The following is a 15406-nucleotide window of genomic DNA, read 5'->3' as shown; positions in this document are numbered from 1 at the left end:
CCAACGACAGGAATTGGATGAGCCGCCAGTCTTCTCAAACGATCCGTCATACGAGTCATACAGAGAGTCATTTCACCCGTTGGGGTGATGTTGACGCTCATGGGTGACGCGGGTCTGCTAAAGCTGGGTCCGCTGGAGCCGGTTCTGCTGGAGCCGCGCCTGCTGAAGCCGGGCCTGCTGGAGCTAGGGCAGCCGCCAGTCGACGGGCTGGGCGCCCTGCTGGACCAGCAGTTCGTTGGCCCGGCTGAACGGCCGGGAGCCGAAGAAGCCGCCGCTCGCCGAGTACGGGCTCGGGTGCGCGGACTCGATCGCCGGGATCTGCCCCAGCAGCGGCCGCAGGTTGCGCGCGTCCCGGCCCCAGAGGATCGCCACCAGCGGGCCGCCGCGCGCCGTCAGGGCGCGGATCGCCTGCTCGGTGACCTCCTCCCAGCCCTTGCCCCGGTGCGCGGCGGGCTTGCGCGGGGCGGTGGTCAGGGCACGGTTCAGCAGCAGCACGCCCTGCCGCGTCCACGGGGTGAGGTCGCCGTTGGACGGCTGCGGCAGGCCGAGGTCACTGCCGTACTCCTGGAAGATGTTGATCAGACTGGCCGGGATCGGACGGACGTCCTCCCCCACCGAGAAGCTGAGGCCGACGGCGTGACCGGGCGTCGGGTACGGGTCCTGGCCGACGATCAGCACCCGGACGTCGGCGAAGGGCTGCTGGAAGGCACGCAGCACATTCGGTCCGGAGGGCAGATAGGTGCGGCCTGCGGCCAGCTCGGCGCGGAGGAAGTCGCCCATCGCGGCGACCCGCCCGGCCACCGGCTCCAGCGCGGTGGCCCACCCGGGCTCGACGATCTCATTCAGTGGACGCGGTGCCATGGGCGTAACCCTATCGGCCTACTCGGACAGCCCTGCCACCACGACCGCCGACCCGGGCACCGGCGTACGGGGCACCGCCCCCGCTCAGGCCACCGGGCGGCCGCGCAGCACCACCAGCCGCGGATCGGCCAGCACCCGGACATCGGCGCGCGGGTCCTCCGCGTACACCACGAAGTCCGCCGGGGCGCCCTCCTCCAGACCGGGCCGCCCCAGCCAGGCCCGCGCGCCCCAGCTCGCCGCCGAGAGCGCCTCGGCCGGGTCGAGTCCGGCCTTCACCAGCTCGGCGACCTCCTCCGCGACCAGGCCGTGGGCCAGCGAGCCGCCCGCGTCCGTGCCCACGTAGATCGGGATGCCCGCGTCGTGCGCGGCGCCCACCGTGTCGTAGCGGCGCTCGTGCAGCCGGCGCATGTGGGCGGCCCAGGCCGGGAACTTGGCCTCGCCGCCGGACGCCAGCTGCGGGAAGGTGGCGATGTTGACGAGCGTCGGGACGATCGCGACCCCGCGCTCGGCGAACACCGGGATCAGCTCCTCGGTCAGCCCGGTGGCGTGCTCGACGCAGTCGATGCCGGCCGCCAGCAGGTCCGGCAGCGACTCGGCGGCGAAGCAGTGCGCGGTGACCCGCGCGCCCTCCTCGTGCGCCGCCGCGATCGCCTCGGTGAGCGCGTCGCCGGGCCAGCAGGCGGTGAGGTCGCCCTGCTCCCGGTCGATCCAGTCGCCGACCAGCTTCACCCAGCCGTCGCCGCGCCGGGCCTCGGCCCGGACGTAGGCGGCGAGGTCGCCGGGCTCGATCTCGTGCGCGTAGTTGCGGATGTAGCGGCGGGTGCGGGCGATGTGCCGGCCGGCCCGGACGATCCGCGGCAGGTCCTCCCGCTCGTCGATCCAGCGGGTGTCCGCGGCCGAGCCGGCGTCGCGGAGCAGCAGGGTCCCGGTGTCGCGGTCGGTGATCGCCTGCTTCTCGCTGGTGGCGGCGTCGACCGCGCCGTGCGCGTCCAGGCCGACGTGGCAGTGCGCGTCCACCAGGCCCGGCAGCACCCAGCCCTCGACCGTCCGGACGTCCCGGGACCCGGACCCGGGGCCCGGGTCGGACCCGACGGCGGTCGGCCGGGAGAAGGTCACCCGGCCGTCGACCACCCAGAGTTCGTCCCGGACGTCCTCCGGCCCCACCAGCACCCGACCACGGACGTGCAGCACCGCGCCATCGCTCATGGCGGCACTCTACCGACGGCGCCGCGCCCTGCGAGCGGCGAATGTGAGGCAGACTCGTTCGGACCGGCACCGCCCCTCCCCGCGAAAGGCCCCGAGACCGTGAGCCCCTTCCTCGACCTTCCCCCGCTCACCGCCGCCGAGTTCGCGGCGATCGAGGACAAGGTCGCCGCGCTGCTGCACACCACCGCCGATGTCGTCGTCACCCAGGGCGAGGCGCTGCTGCCGCTGGAGGCGGCGATCCGCGGCGCCGCGCACCCGGGCTCGACCGCGCTCAACATCGTCACCGGCCCCTACGGCCAGACCTTCGGCAACTGGCTGCGCGACTGCGGCGCCAAGGTGGTCGACCTGGCCGTGCCGTTCGAGACCGCGGTGAGCGCCGAGCAGGTCGCCGAGGCCCTGGCGGCCGAGCCGGCGATCGACTTCGTCTCGCTGGTGCACGCCGAGGCCGCCACCGGCAACACCAACCCGGTCGCGGAGATCGCCGCCGCGGTGCGCGAGCACGGCGCGCTGCTGATGGTGGACGCGGTCGCCTCGGTGGCCGCCGAGCCGCTGCTGACCGACGCCTGGGGCGTGGACCTGTGCGTGATCGGCGGGCAGAAGGCCATGGGCGGCCCGGCCGGCGTCTCGGCGGTCTCGGTCTCCGCGCGGGCCTGGGAGCGGATCGCCGCCAACCCGGCCGCCCCGCGCCGCTCCTACCTCTCGCTGCTGGACTGGAAGGAGCGCTGGACGGACGCCGGCCGCACCGCCCTGCCGCACGCGCCCGCGCAGTTGGAGATGCTGGCGCTCGGCGCCTGCCTGGACCGGATCGCGGCGGACGGCCTGGACACCGTGATCGCCCGCCACCGCGCGGCCGCGGCCGCCGTCCGCGCGGGCGTCCGGGCGCTCGGCACGCTCGCCCCCTTCGTCCCGGACGACGCGCACGCCGCGCCGGTCGCCACCACCCTGCGCACCCCGGACGGCCTGGACGCCACCGGCCTCGCCCGCGAACTGCTGCGGCTGGACCCCTCGCTCCCGGTCCAGGCCGGCGGCGGCGCGCTGGCCGCCACGATGCTGCGGGTGAACCACTACGGCACCGCCGCGGACCTCGGCACCGTCCGCGCCACCCTCACCGCCCTCGCCACCGCGACCGGCGCGGACCCCGCCCCCGCCCTCACCGCGGCGGACACCGCCTGGGAGCAGGCGCTCACCGCCGGGCGGTAGCACCCGGCGGAGGACCGACGGCCGGGGGCGCGCGCTCCCGGCCGTCGGCGGTGTTCCCGAGCGTTCCCGAGCCGTTCACTCCCCCGGCACCGGGACCTCACCGGCCCGGGGCAGGCTCCTGCGCGACGGAGAAGTTGTCTGTACAACTTCGACCCCCCACCGCCGGGCCGCCGAGGAGAACACCATGACCACCACCGAGCTGTCGCCGTACTGGCTGCGCGACAACTGCCCCTGTGCCGAGTGCCGCGACCCGCGCAACGGGCAGAAGCTGTTCCAGATCACCGACCTGCCGGACGATCTGGCGATCGCCGCGCGGGCCGAGCTGGACGGCCACCTGGAGGTGCTCTGGTCGGACGGGCACCGCTCGCGCTACCCGTCCGAGTGGCTCACCCGGAGCGAGGACGGCGACGGCCGGACGGAGGCCGACAAGCGGCTCTGGGCGGCCGCCGACTTCGCCCGCGGCATCCCGGAGGCGAACTGGGACACCTACCTGGCCGACCCGGCCGAACGGGCCGCCGTGCTGACCGCCGTCCGCCGCTCCGGCTTCGCGGTGCTGCGCGGCGTCCCGGCGGTGGAGCGGCAGGTGCTGGCCGTCGCGGAGACCTTCGGGTACGTGCGGATCACCAACTACGGCGCGCTGTTCGACGTCCGGGTCGAGCCGGACCCGAACAACCTCGCCTTCACCAGCGCCGCGATCACCCCGCACACCGACAACCCGTACCGGGACCCGGTGCCCACCCTCCAACTGCTGCACTGCCTGGAGAACTCGGCCACCGGCGGCGACTCCGGCCTGGTGGACGGCTTCCACGCGGCGGCACTGCTGCGCGCGGAGGCGCCGGAGCACTTCGCGGTGCTGACCCGCACCCCGGTGCCGTTCGTGTTCCGCGACCGGGGCACCGAACTGCGCGCCGACCGGCCGCTGATCGAGGTGGACCCGCTGGGGCGGATCCGCGAGGTGCGGTTCAACAACCGCTCGATCGCGACCCTGCGCGGTCCGGCGGCGGAGCTGGACGCCTTCTACGCCGCCTACCGGGCGTTCGCCGCGATCACCCTGCGCCCGGCGCTGCAGCTGGAGTTCCGGCTCGACCCCGGGGACTGCCTGATCTTCGACAACGTCCGGCTGCTGCACGCCCGGACGGCCTTCGCCCAGGACGGCTACCGCCACCTCCAGGGCTGCTACGCCGACCTGGACTCGCTGTCCTCCAGCCTGGCCGTGCTGGAGCGCCGTTCGGCGGCGCTGGACGAACTGGCCGCGCTGTTCGAGGGCGAGGGCGCCGGGGAGTACCTGGGCGAGGCGGTCACCATGGCCGAGCACATGCTGCAGGCCGGTGCGCTGGCCGAGGCGGCGGGCGCGGGCCCGCACCTGGTCGCGGCGGCGCTGCTGCACGACGTCGGCCATCTCTCGCTCGACAAGCACAGCCACGGGGCCCTGCACGGGCGGGACCTGATGGCGGGCCGGGACAACCGGCACAGCCACACCGGCGCGGACTGGCTGGCCCGCTGGTTCGGCCCGGAGGTCACCGAGCCGGTCCGGCTGCACGTGGCCGCCAAGCGCTACCTGTGCGCGGCCGAGCCGGAGTACCGGGCCCGGCTGTCCGAGGCCTCGGAGTACACCCTCCAGGTGCAGGGCGGGCCGATGTCCGAGGAGGAGGCCGCCGCCTTCGCCGCCCACCCGGGCGCCGAGGACGCGGTGGCGGTCCGCCGCTGGGACGACGAGGCGAAGGAGGCGGACGCGGTGACGCCGGACTTCACGCACTTCCGGCCGCTGCTGGCCGCGCTGATGCGCTGACCCGCGCCGTCAACCACGCACCGCCGCACCGCCGTCGAAGCGGTGCGGCGGTGCGGCGGTGCAGCGGTGCAGCGGTGCAGCGGTGCGGGCGACGCCCCCGGCGTCAGTCACTCTCCCGCGCGTGCCGCGAAAGCGCCGACGCGGCCAGCGAGTTGTGGATGCTGAAGGCCACCGTGCCCGGCAGGTAGCGGTCCTGGGACCACTCCACCGGCGTGCCGGTCGGGTCCGTGGTCCGGCGCCGCTCGCGCAGCAGCGGACCGCCGCGCCGGCAGCCCAGCAGCCGGGCGTCGTCCGCGTTGGCCGCGACTATGTCGATCGTGTGATCGGCGTCGGTGAACAGGATGCCGTGCTCGCGCAGCACCTCGGTGTGCGAGACGACGTCCGGCGGCAGCTCCGCGACGATCTCGCCCACCCGGGGCGGGTAGATGGTCCGCTCGACCATCACCGGCTTCCCGGAGAGGGTGCGCAGCCGGACCGTCACATAGACCTCGTCGCCCGGTTCGAGGCGCAGCTGGTCGCGCTCGGCGGCGTCGGCCGGGCGGCGGACCAGCGAGTCCAGGATGCCGCCGGGCTCCTCGCCCATCGAGTAGGCCCAGTGCGTGAAGCTGAGCAGTTCGGAGAAGCTCTGCACCCGGGCCGTGCCGAGCACGACGCGACGGGTGCCCCGGCGCGAGGTGACCAGTCCGTCCGAGCGCAGCACCGCGAGGGCCTGCCGGACGGTGCCGCGCGAGACGCCGTACTGCTCGGCGAGCGCGCCCTCCGCGGGCAGCCGGCCGGCCTCGCCGAACGCTCCGGTGGTGATCGCCTCGCGCAGGTCGGCGGCGACCTTGCGGTAGAGCGAACCGGACGTGCGCTCGGCCCCGGCGGCGCCGGTCGGGCGGCTCTCGGGGCGCCCCGGCTCCAGTGCCACGTCAGTCAATGTCCCTCCTGGGCGGTGTCCTGCGCAGCCCGTACCGGCGCGGACAGCCCGACCATATCCCGCTGCGCTTCCGAAGCATCGCACTCCGGCGATCATCCGCCGGCGATCTGATTCGACCGTTCCCGCAGCCGACCCCGGTTCTGGGCCATCCGTTCACCTTCCCGTCATCGGACTCCGGCGTACTTACCCCCGTCAGCGAAGTTGGCTAGTCAACTCGGACGACGCGATCGGCCTCTCACCCGGCCGGCCCGCCGCCCTTCGCGAGACGCAGGCCCGCGGACCCCCCGCGAACGCCCCCTCGCAGTACGCCCCCTTTACAGGAGACTTCCCCGTGACCGTGCACCGCGCCCGCGCCGCCGCCTTCGCGGCCGTACTGACCGCCGCCGCGCTCTCCCTGACCGCCTGCGGCTCCGCCGGTTCGACCGCCAAGGCCGGCGACGCCGCCAAGGCCGGTACCAAGGACGCCAAGGACGCCACCTCCGCCGCCGACTTCGGCGGTCTGGACGGCCTGGTCGCCGCCGCCAAGAAGGAGGGGAAGCTGCACGTCATCACGCTCCCCCGGGACTGGGCGAACTACGGCAAGATCATCGACGGCTTCAAGGCCAAGTACGGCCTGGAGGTCGAGGAGGAGAACCCGGACGGCTCCAGCCAGGACGAGATCAACGCGATCAACTCCCGCAAGGGCCAGGACCGCGCCCCCGACGTGGTCGACCTGGGCAGCGCCTTCGCCCTGCAGGCGGTCAAGGACGGCATCCTCGCCCCCTACAAGGTGGCCACCTTCGACAAGGTGCCGGAGAGCATGAAGGACGCGACCGGCGCCCGCGTCAACGACTACGGCGGCTACATCTCCATCGGCTGCGACGCCAAGAAGATCGCCAACTGCCCGAAGACCTTCGCCGACCTGCTCAAGCCGGAGTACAAGGGCCAGGTCGCCCTCAACGGCAACCCGACCAAGTCCGGCTCGGCCTTCGGCGGCGTCTACGCGGCCGCGCTCGCCAACGGCGGTTCGCTGGACAACATCCAGCCCGGCATCGACTTCTTCGGCAAGCTGAAGCAGTCGGGCAACTTCAACCCGGTCGAGTCGACCCCGGCGACCATCGAGAAGGGCGAGACCCCGATCTCGATCGACTGGTCCTACCTGAACGCCGGTTACAGCGACCAGTTCAAGGACAAGGGTGTCGACTGGAAGGTCTCCATCCCGGTCGACGGCTCCTACGCCCAGTTCTACAACCAGGCGATCAACAAGTGGGCCCCGCACCCGGCCGCCGCGCGCCTGTGGCAGGAGTACCTCTTCAGCGCCGAGGGCCAGAACCTCTTCCTCGGCGGCTACGCCACCCCGTCCACCTTCGAGGCCCTGAAGAAGGACGGCACCCTGGACGCCACCGCGGCCGCCAAGCTGCCGGCCGTCGAGAAGCCGTTCACCAACTTCCCGACCGTGGACCAGATCAACGCGGCCAAGAAGGTCGTCACCGAGAACTGGACCAAGGCCATCGCGGGCTGACCCACCCCGGCCACGCACCACCCATCGGGCTGAGACACCACTCATCCGGCTGAGACAAGGCACTCATGACCACGGCTCCCACCCCGGTGCCGACCACCCCCGCCGCCACCGAACCCGGTGGCGGCGCGGGGGCGTCGACCACCGCCGCACGCACCACCCCCGCCCCCACCCGGCGGCGCGGCCCGCTCGCCCGCCTCGGCGGCGCGTGGCTCGCCACCCTGCCGCTGCTGCTGTTCTTCGTGATCGGCTTCGGACTCCCCGCCGTCGCCATCGTGATCGGCGCGTTCACCACCTCCAGCGACGCGGAGACCGGTGCCGGGCAGTTCACCTTCGACAATGTGACGGCCTCCGTCCAGGGCGCCTACCTCACCGCGATGCTGAGCAGCCTCAAGCTCTCCGCGCTGACCGCCCTGCTCGCCACCCTGATCGGCCTGCCGCTCGCCCAGGCGGTCGTCACCTCCAACCGCGGCTGGCTGCGCCAGGCGGTGCTCACCGCCTCCGGTGTGCTCGCCAACTTCGGCGGCCTGCCGCTCGCCTTCGCGTTCGTCGCCACCCTCGGCAACGCCGGCGAGATCACCAGGCTGCTGCACCTGACCGACCACGGCTGGTCGCTGTACACCTTCACCGGCCTGACGATCGTCTACCTGTACTTCCTGATCCCGCTGATGGTGCTCACCATCACCCCGGCCCTGGACGGCCTGCGCGTCCAGTGGCGCGAGGCGGCGCAGAACAACCGCGCCACCACCTACCAGTACTGGCGCCACGTCGCCCTGCCGATCCTGCTGCCCTCGCTGCTCGGCGGCTTCGTCCTGCTCTTCGGCAGCGCCTTCGCCGCCTACGCCACGGCCGCCGCCATGGTCGGCGCGACCGTCCCGCTGGTCAGCCGCTCGATCGCGGACGCGCTCTCCGGCAACGTGCTGGTCGGCCAGGGCAACCTCGCCCTCGCGCTCAGCCTCAACATGATCGTGGTGGCCGTCCTGGTGATGGCCGTGTACCTCCCCCTCCAGCGCCGGAGCGCCCGATGGCTCAGCTGACCTCCCCCGCCCGCACCCACCGCCAGGCCACCCGCCGGCCCAAGGTGCGCTGGTGGCGCGGCGCCGTGCTGCTGATCGCCGGCGTGTACTTCGTGATCCCGCTCGCGGCCTCCGCCTGGTTCTCGATCGACGAGCCCAAGGGCATCTCCTTCGAGGCCTACACCGGGCTGCTCTCCGCGCCCGGCTTCCTGGACAGCCTCTGGCTGACCCTCGGCCTCGCCCTCGTCACCGTGCTGGTGCTGCTGCTCCTGCTGGTCCCGGCGCTGATCGCGGTCCGGCTCGGCGCGCCCCGGCTGCGCCCGGTGATCGACGTGCTCTGCACCCTGCCGCTGGTCGTCCCCCCGGTCGCCCTGACCGCCGGCACGATCGGCGTGCTCCGCTGGGGCCCGGACTACCTGATGGACACCCCGTTCTTCCAGACCTTCGTGTTCATCCAGGACCCGGACTTCCCGCTGGTGCTGGTCATCGCCTACGTGCTGATGGCCCTGCCGCTCGCCTACCGCTCCCTGGACGCCGGCCTGCGCGCGGTGGACGTCCGCACCCTGGTCGAGGCCGCCCGCAACTGCGGCGCGAGCTGGCCGCGCGCGGTGTTCACCGTGGTCCTGCCGAACCTGCGCGGCGCGCTGCTCAACGCCTCCTTCCTGACCCTGGCCCTCGTGCTCGGCGAGTTCACCGCCGCCTCGATCCTCGGGTACCAGCCCTTCCCGGTCTGGATCTACTCGGTCGGAAACAGCCAGGCCCACATGTCGGTCGCGGTCTCCATCCTCAGCCTGCTGCTCACCTGGCTGCTGCTGCTCCTGCTGGCCGGCCTCAGCCGTCAGCGCGGCTCCAAGACCGCCACCTCCTGAAACCACCCCCGGAGTCACCCATCATGACCACGGCCATCTCCCCCGTCACCGGCACCACCACCGCCTCCGGCAGCGCGACCGTCGAGTTCCGCTCGCTGCGCCGCACCTTCGGCGCCACCACCGCGCTGGACGGCCTCGACCTGACCGTCCGGCCCGGTGAGCTGCTCGCCCTGCTCGGCCCGTCCGGCTGCGGCAAGACCACCGCGCTGCGCATCCTGGCCGGCTTCGAGCAGCACGACTCGGGCCAGGTCCTGGTCGACGGCAAGGACATCACCGCGATCCCCGCGCACAAGCGCGACGCCGGCATGGTATTCCAGTCCTACAGCCTGTTCCCGCACCTGACCGCCGCCGACAACGTCGCCTTCGGCCTGCGGATGCGCGGCGCCGGCAAGGCCGAGCGGACCAAGCGCGCCAAGGAACTGCTGGAGCTGGTCGGCCTGCCGCAGCACGCCGGCCGCTACCCGCACCAGATGTCCGGCGGCCAGCAGCAGCGCATCGCGCTCGCCCGCGCGCTCGCCCTCCAGCCGCGCGTCCTGCTGCTGGACGAGCCGCTGTCCGCGCTGGACGCCAAGGTGCGGCTGTCGCTGCGCGAGGAGATCCGCCGCCTCCAGCAGGAACTGGGGATCACCACCCTGTTCGTCACCCACGACCAGGAGGAGGCGCTGTCGATGGCCGACCGCGTCGCCGTCCTGCGGTCCGGCCGGCTGGAGCAGTGCGCCGCCCCCGCCGAGCTGTACGCCCGTCCGGCCACCGCGTTCGTCGCCGAGTTCGTCGGCACCATGAGCCGCATCCCCTGCGAGCGCTCCGGCGAGGGCGTCGAGGTCCTCGGCCGCCGCCACGCCGTGGACGGCGCGCTGCCCGCCGACGGCTCGCTCCAGGTGCTGGTCCGCCCGGAGAACGTCCGGCTGACCCCGGACGAGCACGGCGTGGCGCTGGTCGTCTCGGCGTCCTTCCTGGGCGCGGTCACCCGCCTCACCGTCCGCCTGAACGACGGCACCGACGTCAAGGCCGACCTGCCCACCGAGGCCGCCGCCGGCCTGCCGGTCGGCTCGCGCGCCGCGCTGACCCTGCCGGAGCGCCCGGTCCTGGTCGACCGGCGTAGCGTCTGAGCCGCACCCGAACCGAAACCGAACCGAACCCGGCCCACCCGGCCCGCCTTGAGCCGACCCACACGGCCAGGGCCGCACGGCCCGACCCGTCCACCCTCCGCGTGCACCACCGAAGGTACCGCCATGCCTGAAACTCCCCCACCCGCCGCCGTCCTCTTCGACATGGACGGCACCCTCGTCGACACCGAGCACCTCTGGTGGGAAGCCGCCGCCGAACTCGCCGACGAACTGCGCCACCCGCTCACCGAGGCCGACGCCCCCGAGGTGCTCGGCCAGGCGATCGAGCACACCGCCGCCCACCTCCACCGGGTCAGCGGCACCACCCTCAGCGCGGCCGAGCTGGCCGACCGGCTCGGCGACTCCTTCGCCGGCAAGGTCGCCGCCGAGACCGTCCCCCGCCCCGGCGCGCTCGCCCTGCTGGCCGAGCTGCGCGACGCCCGGGTGCCCACCGCGCTGGTCTCCGCCTCGCCCCGCCGGGTGGTCGACATGGTGCTGGGCACCATCGGCCGGGACTGGTTCGCGGTCACCCTGGCCGCCGAGGACACCCCGCGCACCAAGCCCGCCCCGGACCCGTACCTCGCGGCCGCGGCCCGGCTCGGCCTGGACCCGGCCACCTGCGTCGCCGTCGAGGACACCCCGACCGGGGTCGCCTCCGCCTCCGCCGCAGGCTGCGCCGTGCTCGCCGTCCCGTCCACCGGCACCGCGATCCCGAACGGCTCCCGGATCACCCTGCTGGACAGCCTGGAGCACGCGGACCTGGACCTCCTCGGACGGCTCACCGCCGTGCCCGGGGTTTAATGCTCCGTGCCCTACGTACTCCTCGCCCTGGCGATCATCAGTGAAGTCTGTGCCACCAGCTGCCTCAAGCTGACCGAGGGCTTCAGCCGGCTCTGGCCGAGCGTGGGCGTGGCGATCGGCTACGTCCTGTCCTTCGCCCTGCTCGGCCGCGCCCTCAAGCACATACCGGTCTCGGTCGCCTACGCCGTCTGGTCGGGCGCCGGCACCGCCGCCGTGGCCGGCATCGGCGTCGTCGCCTTCGGCGAGTCGCTGGGCCGGATGCAGTGGCTCGGCCTCGGCCTGGTCATCGTCGGCGTGGTCGTGCTCAACCTCAAGGGCGGGCACTGACCCCGGGCCCCCGGGCCCTCGGGCCCTCGGGCTCACCCCGCGTCGGCGGCCACCCGGAAGCCGATGTTGCCCGCCGAGCTGTCCGGCGTGTTCGAGCTGCGCGCCGCCACCCGGTAGCGGTTGCAGTAGGACTCGTGGCACATGTGGGAGCCGCCGCGCATCACCCGCGCCGTGCCGTCCGGCGGGCCGAGCGGGTCGCGGCGGTGCTCCCGCCCCGGGCCGGTGCGGTGGAAGTCCGGGCTGAACCAGTCGGCGCACCACTCCCACACATTGCCGACGGTGTTGTGGAGCCCGAAGCCGTTCGGCCGGAAGGCCGTCACCGGGGCCGTCCCCCGGTGGCCGTCGGCCGCCGTGTTCAGGGTGGGGAACACGCCCTGCCAGATGTTGCACAGGTGCCGTCCGCCCGGGGTGAGTTCGTCGCCCCACGGGTAGCGGGCCTGCTCCAGCCCGCCGCGGGCCGCGTACTCCCACTCGGCCTCGGTCGGCAGCCGGGTGCCCGACCAGGCGCAGTACGCCTGCGCGTCGTGCCAGGAGACGTGCACCACCGGATGGTTCTGGCGGGTGGTGACCGAGGAGCCCGGTCCCTCGGGCGCCCGCCAGCTCGCCCCGGCGACCGCCCGCCACCACGGCACGGCGGCCACCGCCGGTGAGGCGGCGGCGAGTCCGGGCTCCAGGAAGCCCTCGAAGACGTACGAGAAGCCGAAGCTCTCGGCCTCGGTGCGGTGGCCGGTGGCCTTGACGAAGGTGGCGAAGGCGGCGTTGGTGACCGTGGTCGTCGCGATCCGGAACGGGCTCAACTCGACCGCCCGGACCGGCCCTTCGCCGTCGGCCGGGTAGCCGGTCCGGTCGTCCGTGCCCATCAGGAAGCGCCCGCCGGGCAGGCCGGTCAGCTGCCGGGCGACCCGCGAGGTCCGGGGCGGGGCGGCGAGCGCCGGCGCGACGGGGAGCAGCGCGACGGGGGCCGGGGCGGCGGCGTCGCGGCCGGGGATGCAGCAGGGCTTGGTGGTCGACACGGGGGTCCTCGTCCGTCGGGGCCCGGGGCGGCGGACGGCCGCCGCCCCGGGCGCGGTGGGGTGCGGGCTGCGGGGGCGCGCCGGGTCAGGCGGCCCGGTCGGTCGCCAGCTGCGCCGCCAGCGCCGGTACACCGAGCGCCTGTTCCTGCTGCGGCGTGGCCTGGTACAGCAGATTGGTCAGCTGGTACGGGTCGGCGGCCAGGTCGTAGTACTCGCGGAACTTCACCTCGCCCGTCCCGGACACCGTGCCGTTGGCGTCGGTGTGCAGCGCGTAGTACTCGGTGTACTGCTTGTCCGCCGCCACGTACGAGGACCAAGTGGGCGGTCCGCCCGCCGCCGTGCCCTGCTTCCACCACTCCACCAGCAGGTGGTTCCTGCTGTACGCGGTGAGCAGCGAGTGGCCGTCCTGCGGGGTGTCGGGGGTGATCCCGGCGGCGTCCAGGATCGTCGGGGCGACGTCGATGTTGGCGACGATCCGGTGGTCGCTGGTGCCCGCGCCGAGCCCGCCGGCCGGCCAGGACAGGTAGAACGGCACCTCGTGCGCCGGGGAGTAGGGCACCGACTTCTTGAGCCAGCCGTGGTCGGCCCAGGTGTAGCCGTTGTCGCCGAGGTAGATGACCAGGGTGTTGTCCAGCTGCCCGAGGGCCACCAGCTTGTCGTGGATCGCCTGCACGGCGTCGTCGACGGAGAGCAGGGTGCGCAGCTGCTTGGTCCGTACGGCCTGGCCGTCGGCGAGGGTGGCGGTGGCGCTCTGGATGTAACCGGGCTTGTCGCTGCGGTCGGCCTCGGGCACCGAGGGGCGTCCGTTCCACGGCGGGACGACGGTGTCCGCGTACTTGGGGGCGGGCACGTTGGGCGCGTGCGAGGCGTACGGGGTGACGTAGGCGAACCACGGGCGGGAGTCGGTGGCGGCCTTGTCGAGGAAGGCCAGGGTGCGGTTCCTGACGATGTTGGTGGTGTAGCCGGGGAGGGTCTGGACGGTGCCGTTGACGTTCCAGCTGGCGTCGTTGTAGGCGGGCTGGAGCAGCGCCCACTCCTCGAAGTGCGGCGGATTGTCCGCCAGGGTCCAGGAGTTGAGGTACTTGCCGAACAGTCCGGTGCGGTAGCCGGCCTCCCTGAGGTAGCGCTGGACGGTGGTGTGCTGGTCCAGGCTGTGCGAGGCGCCGTTGTTGCGCACGCCGTGGTTGTGGGCGTAGCGGCCGGAGAACACCGAGGACCGCGAGGGCGCGCAGAGCGGCGTGGTGACGTGGCCGTGGGTGAAGCGGACGCCGTGGCCGGCGATCCAGTCCACGGTCTGCGGGGTGGCCCACTCGGTCTGCTTGGGCTGGTCGTCGGTGACGATCAGCAGGATGTTCGGCCGGGTGCCGCCGGCCGCGGCGGCCGGGGCGGCGGCCGCGAGCTGGACCGCCGCCGGGGCGGCGGCGGTGGCTGCCACGGCCGCGGCACCGGCGAGGAAGCCCCGCCGGCCGATCGCGGAATTACCGTTCGGCTCCGAATCACCGATTTCGCTCATTGCCTTGCCTCCATACTGGTCGATGATTCCGGAACACCGGTCGGGGGAATTCCCCGCAGGTGCCACCGGAATTCGTTCACGGGAGGCGGACCACCGGTCGAGGCGACGTCGCACCCGTGCCCCGGACTGAATTCACGGGTACGGAGACTCGCCGGAGATCCGCGGCGAACACCTCGGGGAACCTCACCGACCTGCACGAACGGTGCGGGTGCGAGCCACCCCGGGTAGGTCCGACGCGCTGCGGCCGGTCCCCGTCCACCCGCCCGGGGACCGCCGCCGGCTCACGCCGGAGCGGCCGTACAGAGGGCGCTCGCGAGCCGTCCGAAATCGACGTGCCGACGAGCAGCCAGGAACTCTCCAGCTGCCATGCGTGCGACTTTAGGAGTTCCCGGCAAGTACTGGCAATACCCGCGCGCTTTTGTGTCGGCACCGTTTCGGAGATCCGGCCGCAGGTTTCCCCTCGCCAACTCCGGGGCCCTCGCGGCTATCCTCCGACGATGATCATTCCTGCGGAGCCGGTGCGGCTCGTCATCTTCGACTGCGACGGCGTCCTGGTGGACAGCGAGCGGATCGCGGCCCGGGTGCAGATCGGCCTCGGCGCCGAACTCGGCTGGCCGCTCACCGAGGAGGAGGTGGTGGAGCGCTTCATCGGCCGCTCGATGGCCTCGATCGACGAGCAGGTCGCCGAGCGGCTCGGCCGGGAGACCGCCGACCGCTGGTGGGCGGAGTTCGTGCGCCGGCACGCCGAGCAGGTGGACGCCGGGCTGGAGCCGGTCGACGGCCTGCCGGAGGCGCTCGACGCGATCGTCCTGCCGACCTGTGTGGCGTCCAGCGGCTCGCACGAGAAGATGGCGCACACCCTGGGCCGGACCGGGCTGCACCACCGCTTCGCCGGCCGGATCTTCAGCGCCACCGAGGTCGCCCGGGGCAAGCCGGCCCCCGACCTCTTCCTGCACGCGGCGCGGCGGATGGGCGTGCCGCCGTCGGCCTGCGCCGTCGTCGAGGACAGCGCCCCGGGCGTGCTGGCCGCGCGCGCGGCCGGCATGCGCGCCTTCGGCTACGCGGGCGGCCTCACCCCCGCCGCCCGGCTGGCCGGCCCGGACACGGTGGTCTTCGAGGACATGCGCGAACTCCCCGCCCTCCTGGCCTCGGTCGGCCGGTAGGACAGGGAGCAGGTGGTGCCGTTCGGGTCCCGTCGGACGGGGGCACCCCCACGACCGAAGGCCGGGGAGTGCAGGCCCCTGCTGGGCCCGAACGACACGACCCGGTACCGGGCGGGGCGCGCCTC

The 15406-nt window shown here is 73.5% G+C and carries 14 protein-coding genes; 9 read left to right on the top strand and 5 right to left on the bottom strand.

The window, feature by feature from the left end; genetic code table 11:
• Positions 1–183: 183 nt before the first annotated feature.
• Both ACW14Y_RS29225 and ACW14Y_RS29220 read right to left on the bottom strand, forming a co-directional pair.
• Positions 184–861 carry a uracil-DNA glycosylase gene (locus ACW14Y_RS29225; protein ID WP_380307575.1) on the bottom strand — a complete coding sequence of 226 codons (678 nt, stop codon included), beginning with the start codon at positions 859–861 and terminating at the stop codon, positions 184–186.
• 84 nt (positions 862–945) lie between these two features.
• Positions 946–2067, bottom strand: a complete 1122-nt coding sequence (locus tag ACW14Y_RS29220) for an amidohydrolase family protein (RefSeq protein ID WP_380307573.1) — start codon at positions 2065–2067, stop codon at positions 946–948.
• A 99-nt stretch (positions 2068–2166) separates the two neighbouring features.
• Between ACW14Y_RS29220 and ACW14Y_RS29215 the strand changes: the two genes are divergently transcribed.
• Entirely contained in the window at positions 2167–3267 is a 1101-nt protein-coding gene (locus ACW14Y_RS29215; RefSeq protein WP_380438265.1) for a pyridoxal-phosphate-dependent aminotransferase family protein, read from the top strand.
• Positions 3268–3385: 118 nt separating this feature from the next.
• Positions 3386–5056 (top strand): 2-trimethylaminoethylphosphonate dioxygenase, encoded by a 1671-nt coding sequence (gene tmpA, locus ACW14Y_RS29210; RefSeq protein ID WP_456988277.1) that lies wholly within the window; start codon positions 3386–3388, stop codon positions 5054–5056.
• 103 nt (positions 5057–5159) lie between these two features.
• Here tmpA and ACW14Y_RS29205 read toward each other — a convergent pair whose 3' ends face one another.
• The gene (locus ACW14Y_RS29205) at positions 5160–5966 is read right to left on the bottom strand and encodes a GntR family transcriptional regulator (RefSeq protein WP_266274665.1); all 807 of its coding nucleotides are present in this window, start codon (positions 5964–5966) and stop codon (positions 5160–5162) included.
• A gap of 340 nt (positions 5967–6306) precedes the next feature.
• On the opposite strand from ACW14Y_RS29205, the gene ACW14Y_RS29200 reads away from it, so the two are divergent.
• The 6 genes from ACW14Y_RS29200 to ACW14Y_RS29175 all read left to right on the top strand — a co-directional run bounded on the left by ACW14Y_RS29200 (position 6307) and on the right by ACW14Y_RS29175 (position 11592).
• Positions 6307–7476 (top strand): ABC transporter substrate-binding protein, encoded by a 1170-nt coding sequence (locus tag ACW14Y_RS29200; RefSeq protein ID WP_380307567.1) that lies wholly within the window; start codon positions 6307–6309, stop codon positions 7474–7476.
• Positions 7477–7541: 65 nt separating this feature from the next.
• Positions 7542–8510: an ABC transporter permease gene (locus tag ACW14Y_RS29195; RefSeq protein ID WP_266274136.1), complete on the top strand. Its 969-nt coding sequence runs from the start codon at positions 7542–7544 to the stop codon at positions 8508–8510.
• Positions 8498–9358: an ABC transporter permease gene (locus ACW14Y_RS29190; RefSeq protein ID WP_380307565.1), complete on the top strand. Its 861-nt coding sequence runs from the start codon at positions 8498–8500 to the stop codon at positions 9356–9358. The genes ACW14Y_RS29195 and ACW14Y_RS29190 overlap by 13 nt, the downstream gene beginning before the upstream one ends.
• 23 nt (positions 9359–9381) lie before the next feature.
• Entirely contained in the window at positions 9382–10467 is a 1086-nt protein-coding gene (locus ACW14Y_RS29185) for an ABC transporter ATP-binding protein (protein WP_380307563.1), read from the top strand.
• A gap of 123 nt (positions 10468–10590) precedes the next feature.
• Positions 10591–11265 carry an HAD family hydrolase gene (locus ACW14Y_RS29180; RefSeq protein WP_266313414.1) on the top strand — a complete coding sequence of 225 codons (675 nt, stop codon included), beginning with the start codon at positions 10591–10593 and terminating at the stop codon, positions 11263–11265.
• Between the two features lie 6 nt (positions 11266–11271).
• Positions 11272–11592: a DMT family transporter gene (locus tag ACW14Y_RS29175; protein ID WP_266274140.1), complete on the top strand. Its 321-nt coding sequence runs from the start codon at positions 11272–11274 to the stop codon at positions 11590–11592.
• Positions 11593–11624: 32 nt separating this feature from the next.
• On the opposite strand, the gene ACW14Y_RS29170 is transcribed toward ACW14Y_RS29175, so the two are convergent.
• Both ACW14Y_RS29170 and ACW14Y_RS29165 read right to left on the bottom strand, forming a co-directional pair.
• On the bottom strand, positions 11625–12605 hold the full coding sequence (locus ACW14Y_RS29170) for a formylglycine-generating enzyme family protein (RefSeq protein WP_456983876.1): 981 nt from the start codon (positions 12603–12605) through the stop codon (positions 11625–11627).
• 85 nt (positions 12606–12690) lie between these two features.
• Positions 12691–14118 carry a sulfatase family protein gene (locus tag ACW14Y_RS29165; RefSeq protein WP_456983874.1) on the bottom strand — a complete coding sequence of 476 codons (1428 nt, stop codon included), beginning with the start codon at positions 14116–14118 and terminating at the stop codon, positions 12691–12693.
• 497 nt (positions 14119–14615) lie between these two features.
• On the opposite strand from ACW14Y_RS29165, the gene ACW14Y_RS29160 reads away from it, so the two are divergent.
• Positions 14616–15281, top strand: coding sequence for an HAD family hydrolase (locus ACW14Y_RS29160; RefSeq protein WP_456983872.1), 666 nt, complete (start codon positions 14616–14618; stop codon positions 15279–15281).
• Positions 15282–15406 lie beyond the last annotated feature (125 nt).

Source organism: Kitasatospora sp. cg17-2 (assembly GCF_054031055.1).
Note: the sequence above shows the minus strand (reverse complement) of the source record. Positions and strands in the feature narration are given on the sequence as shown.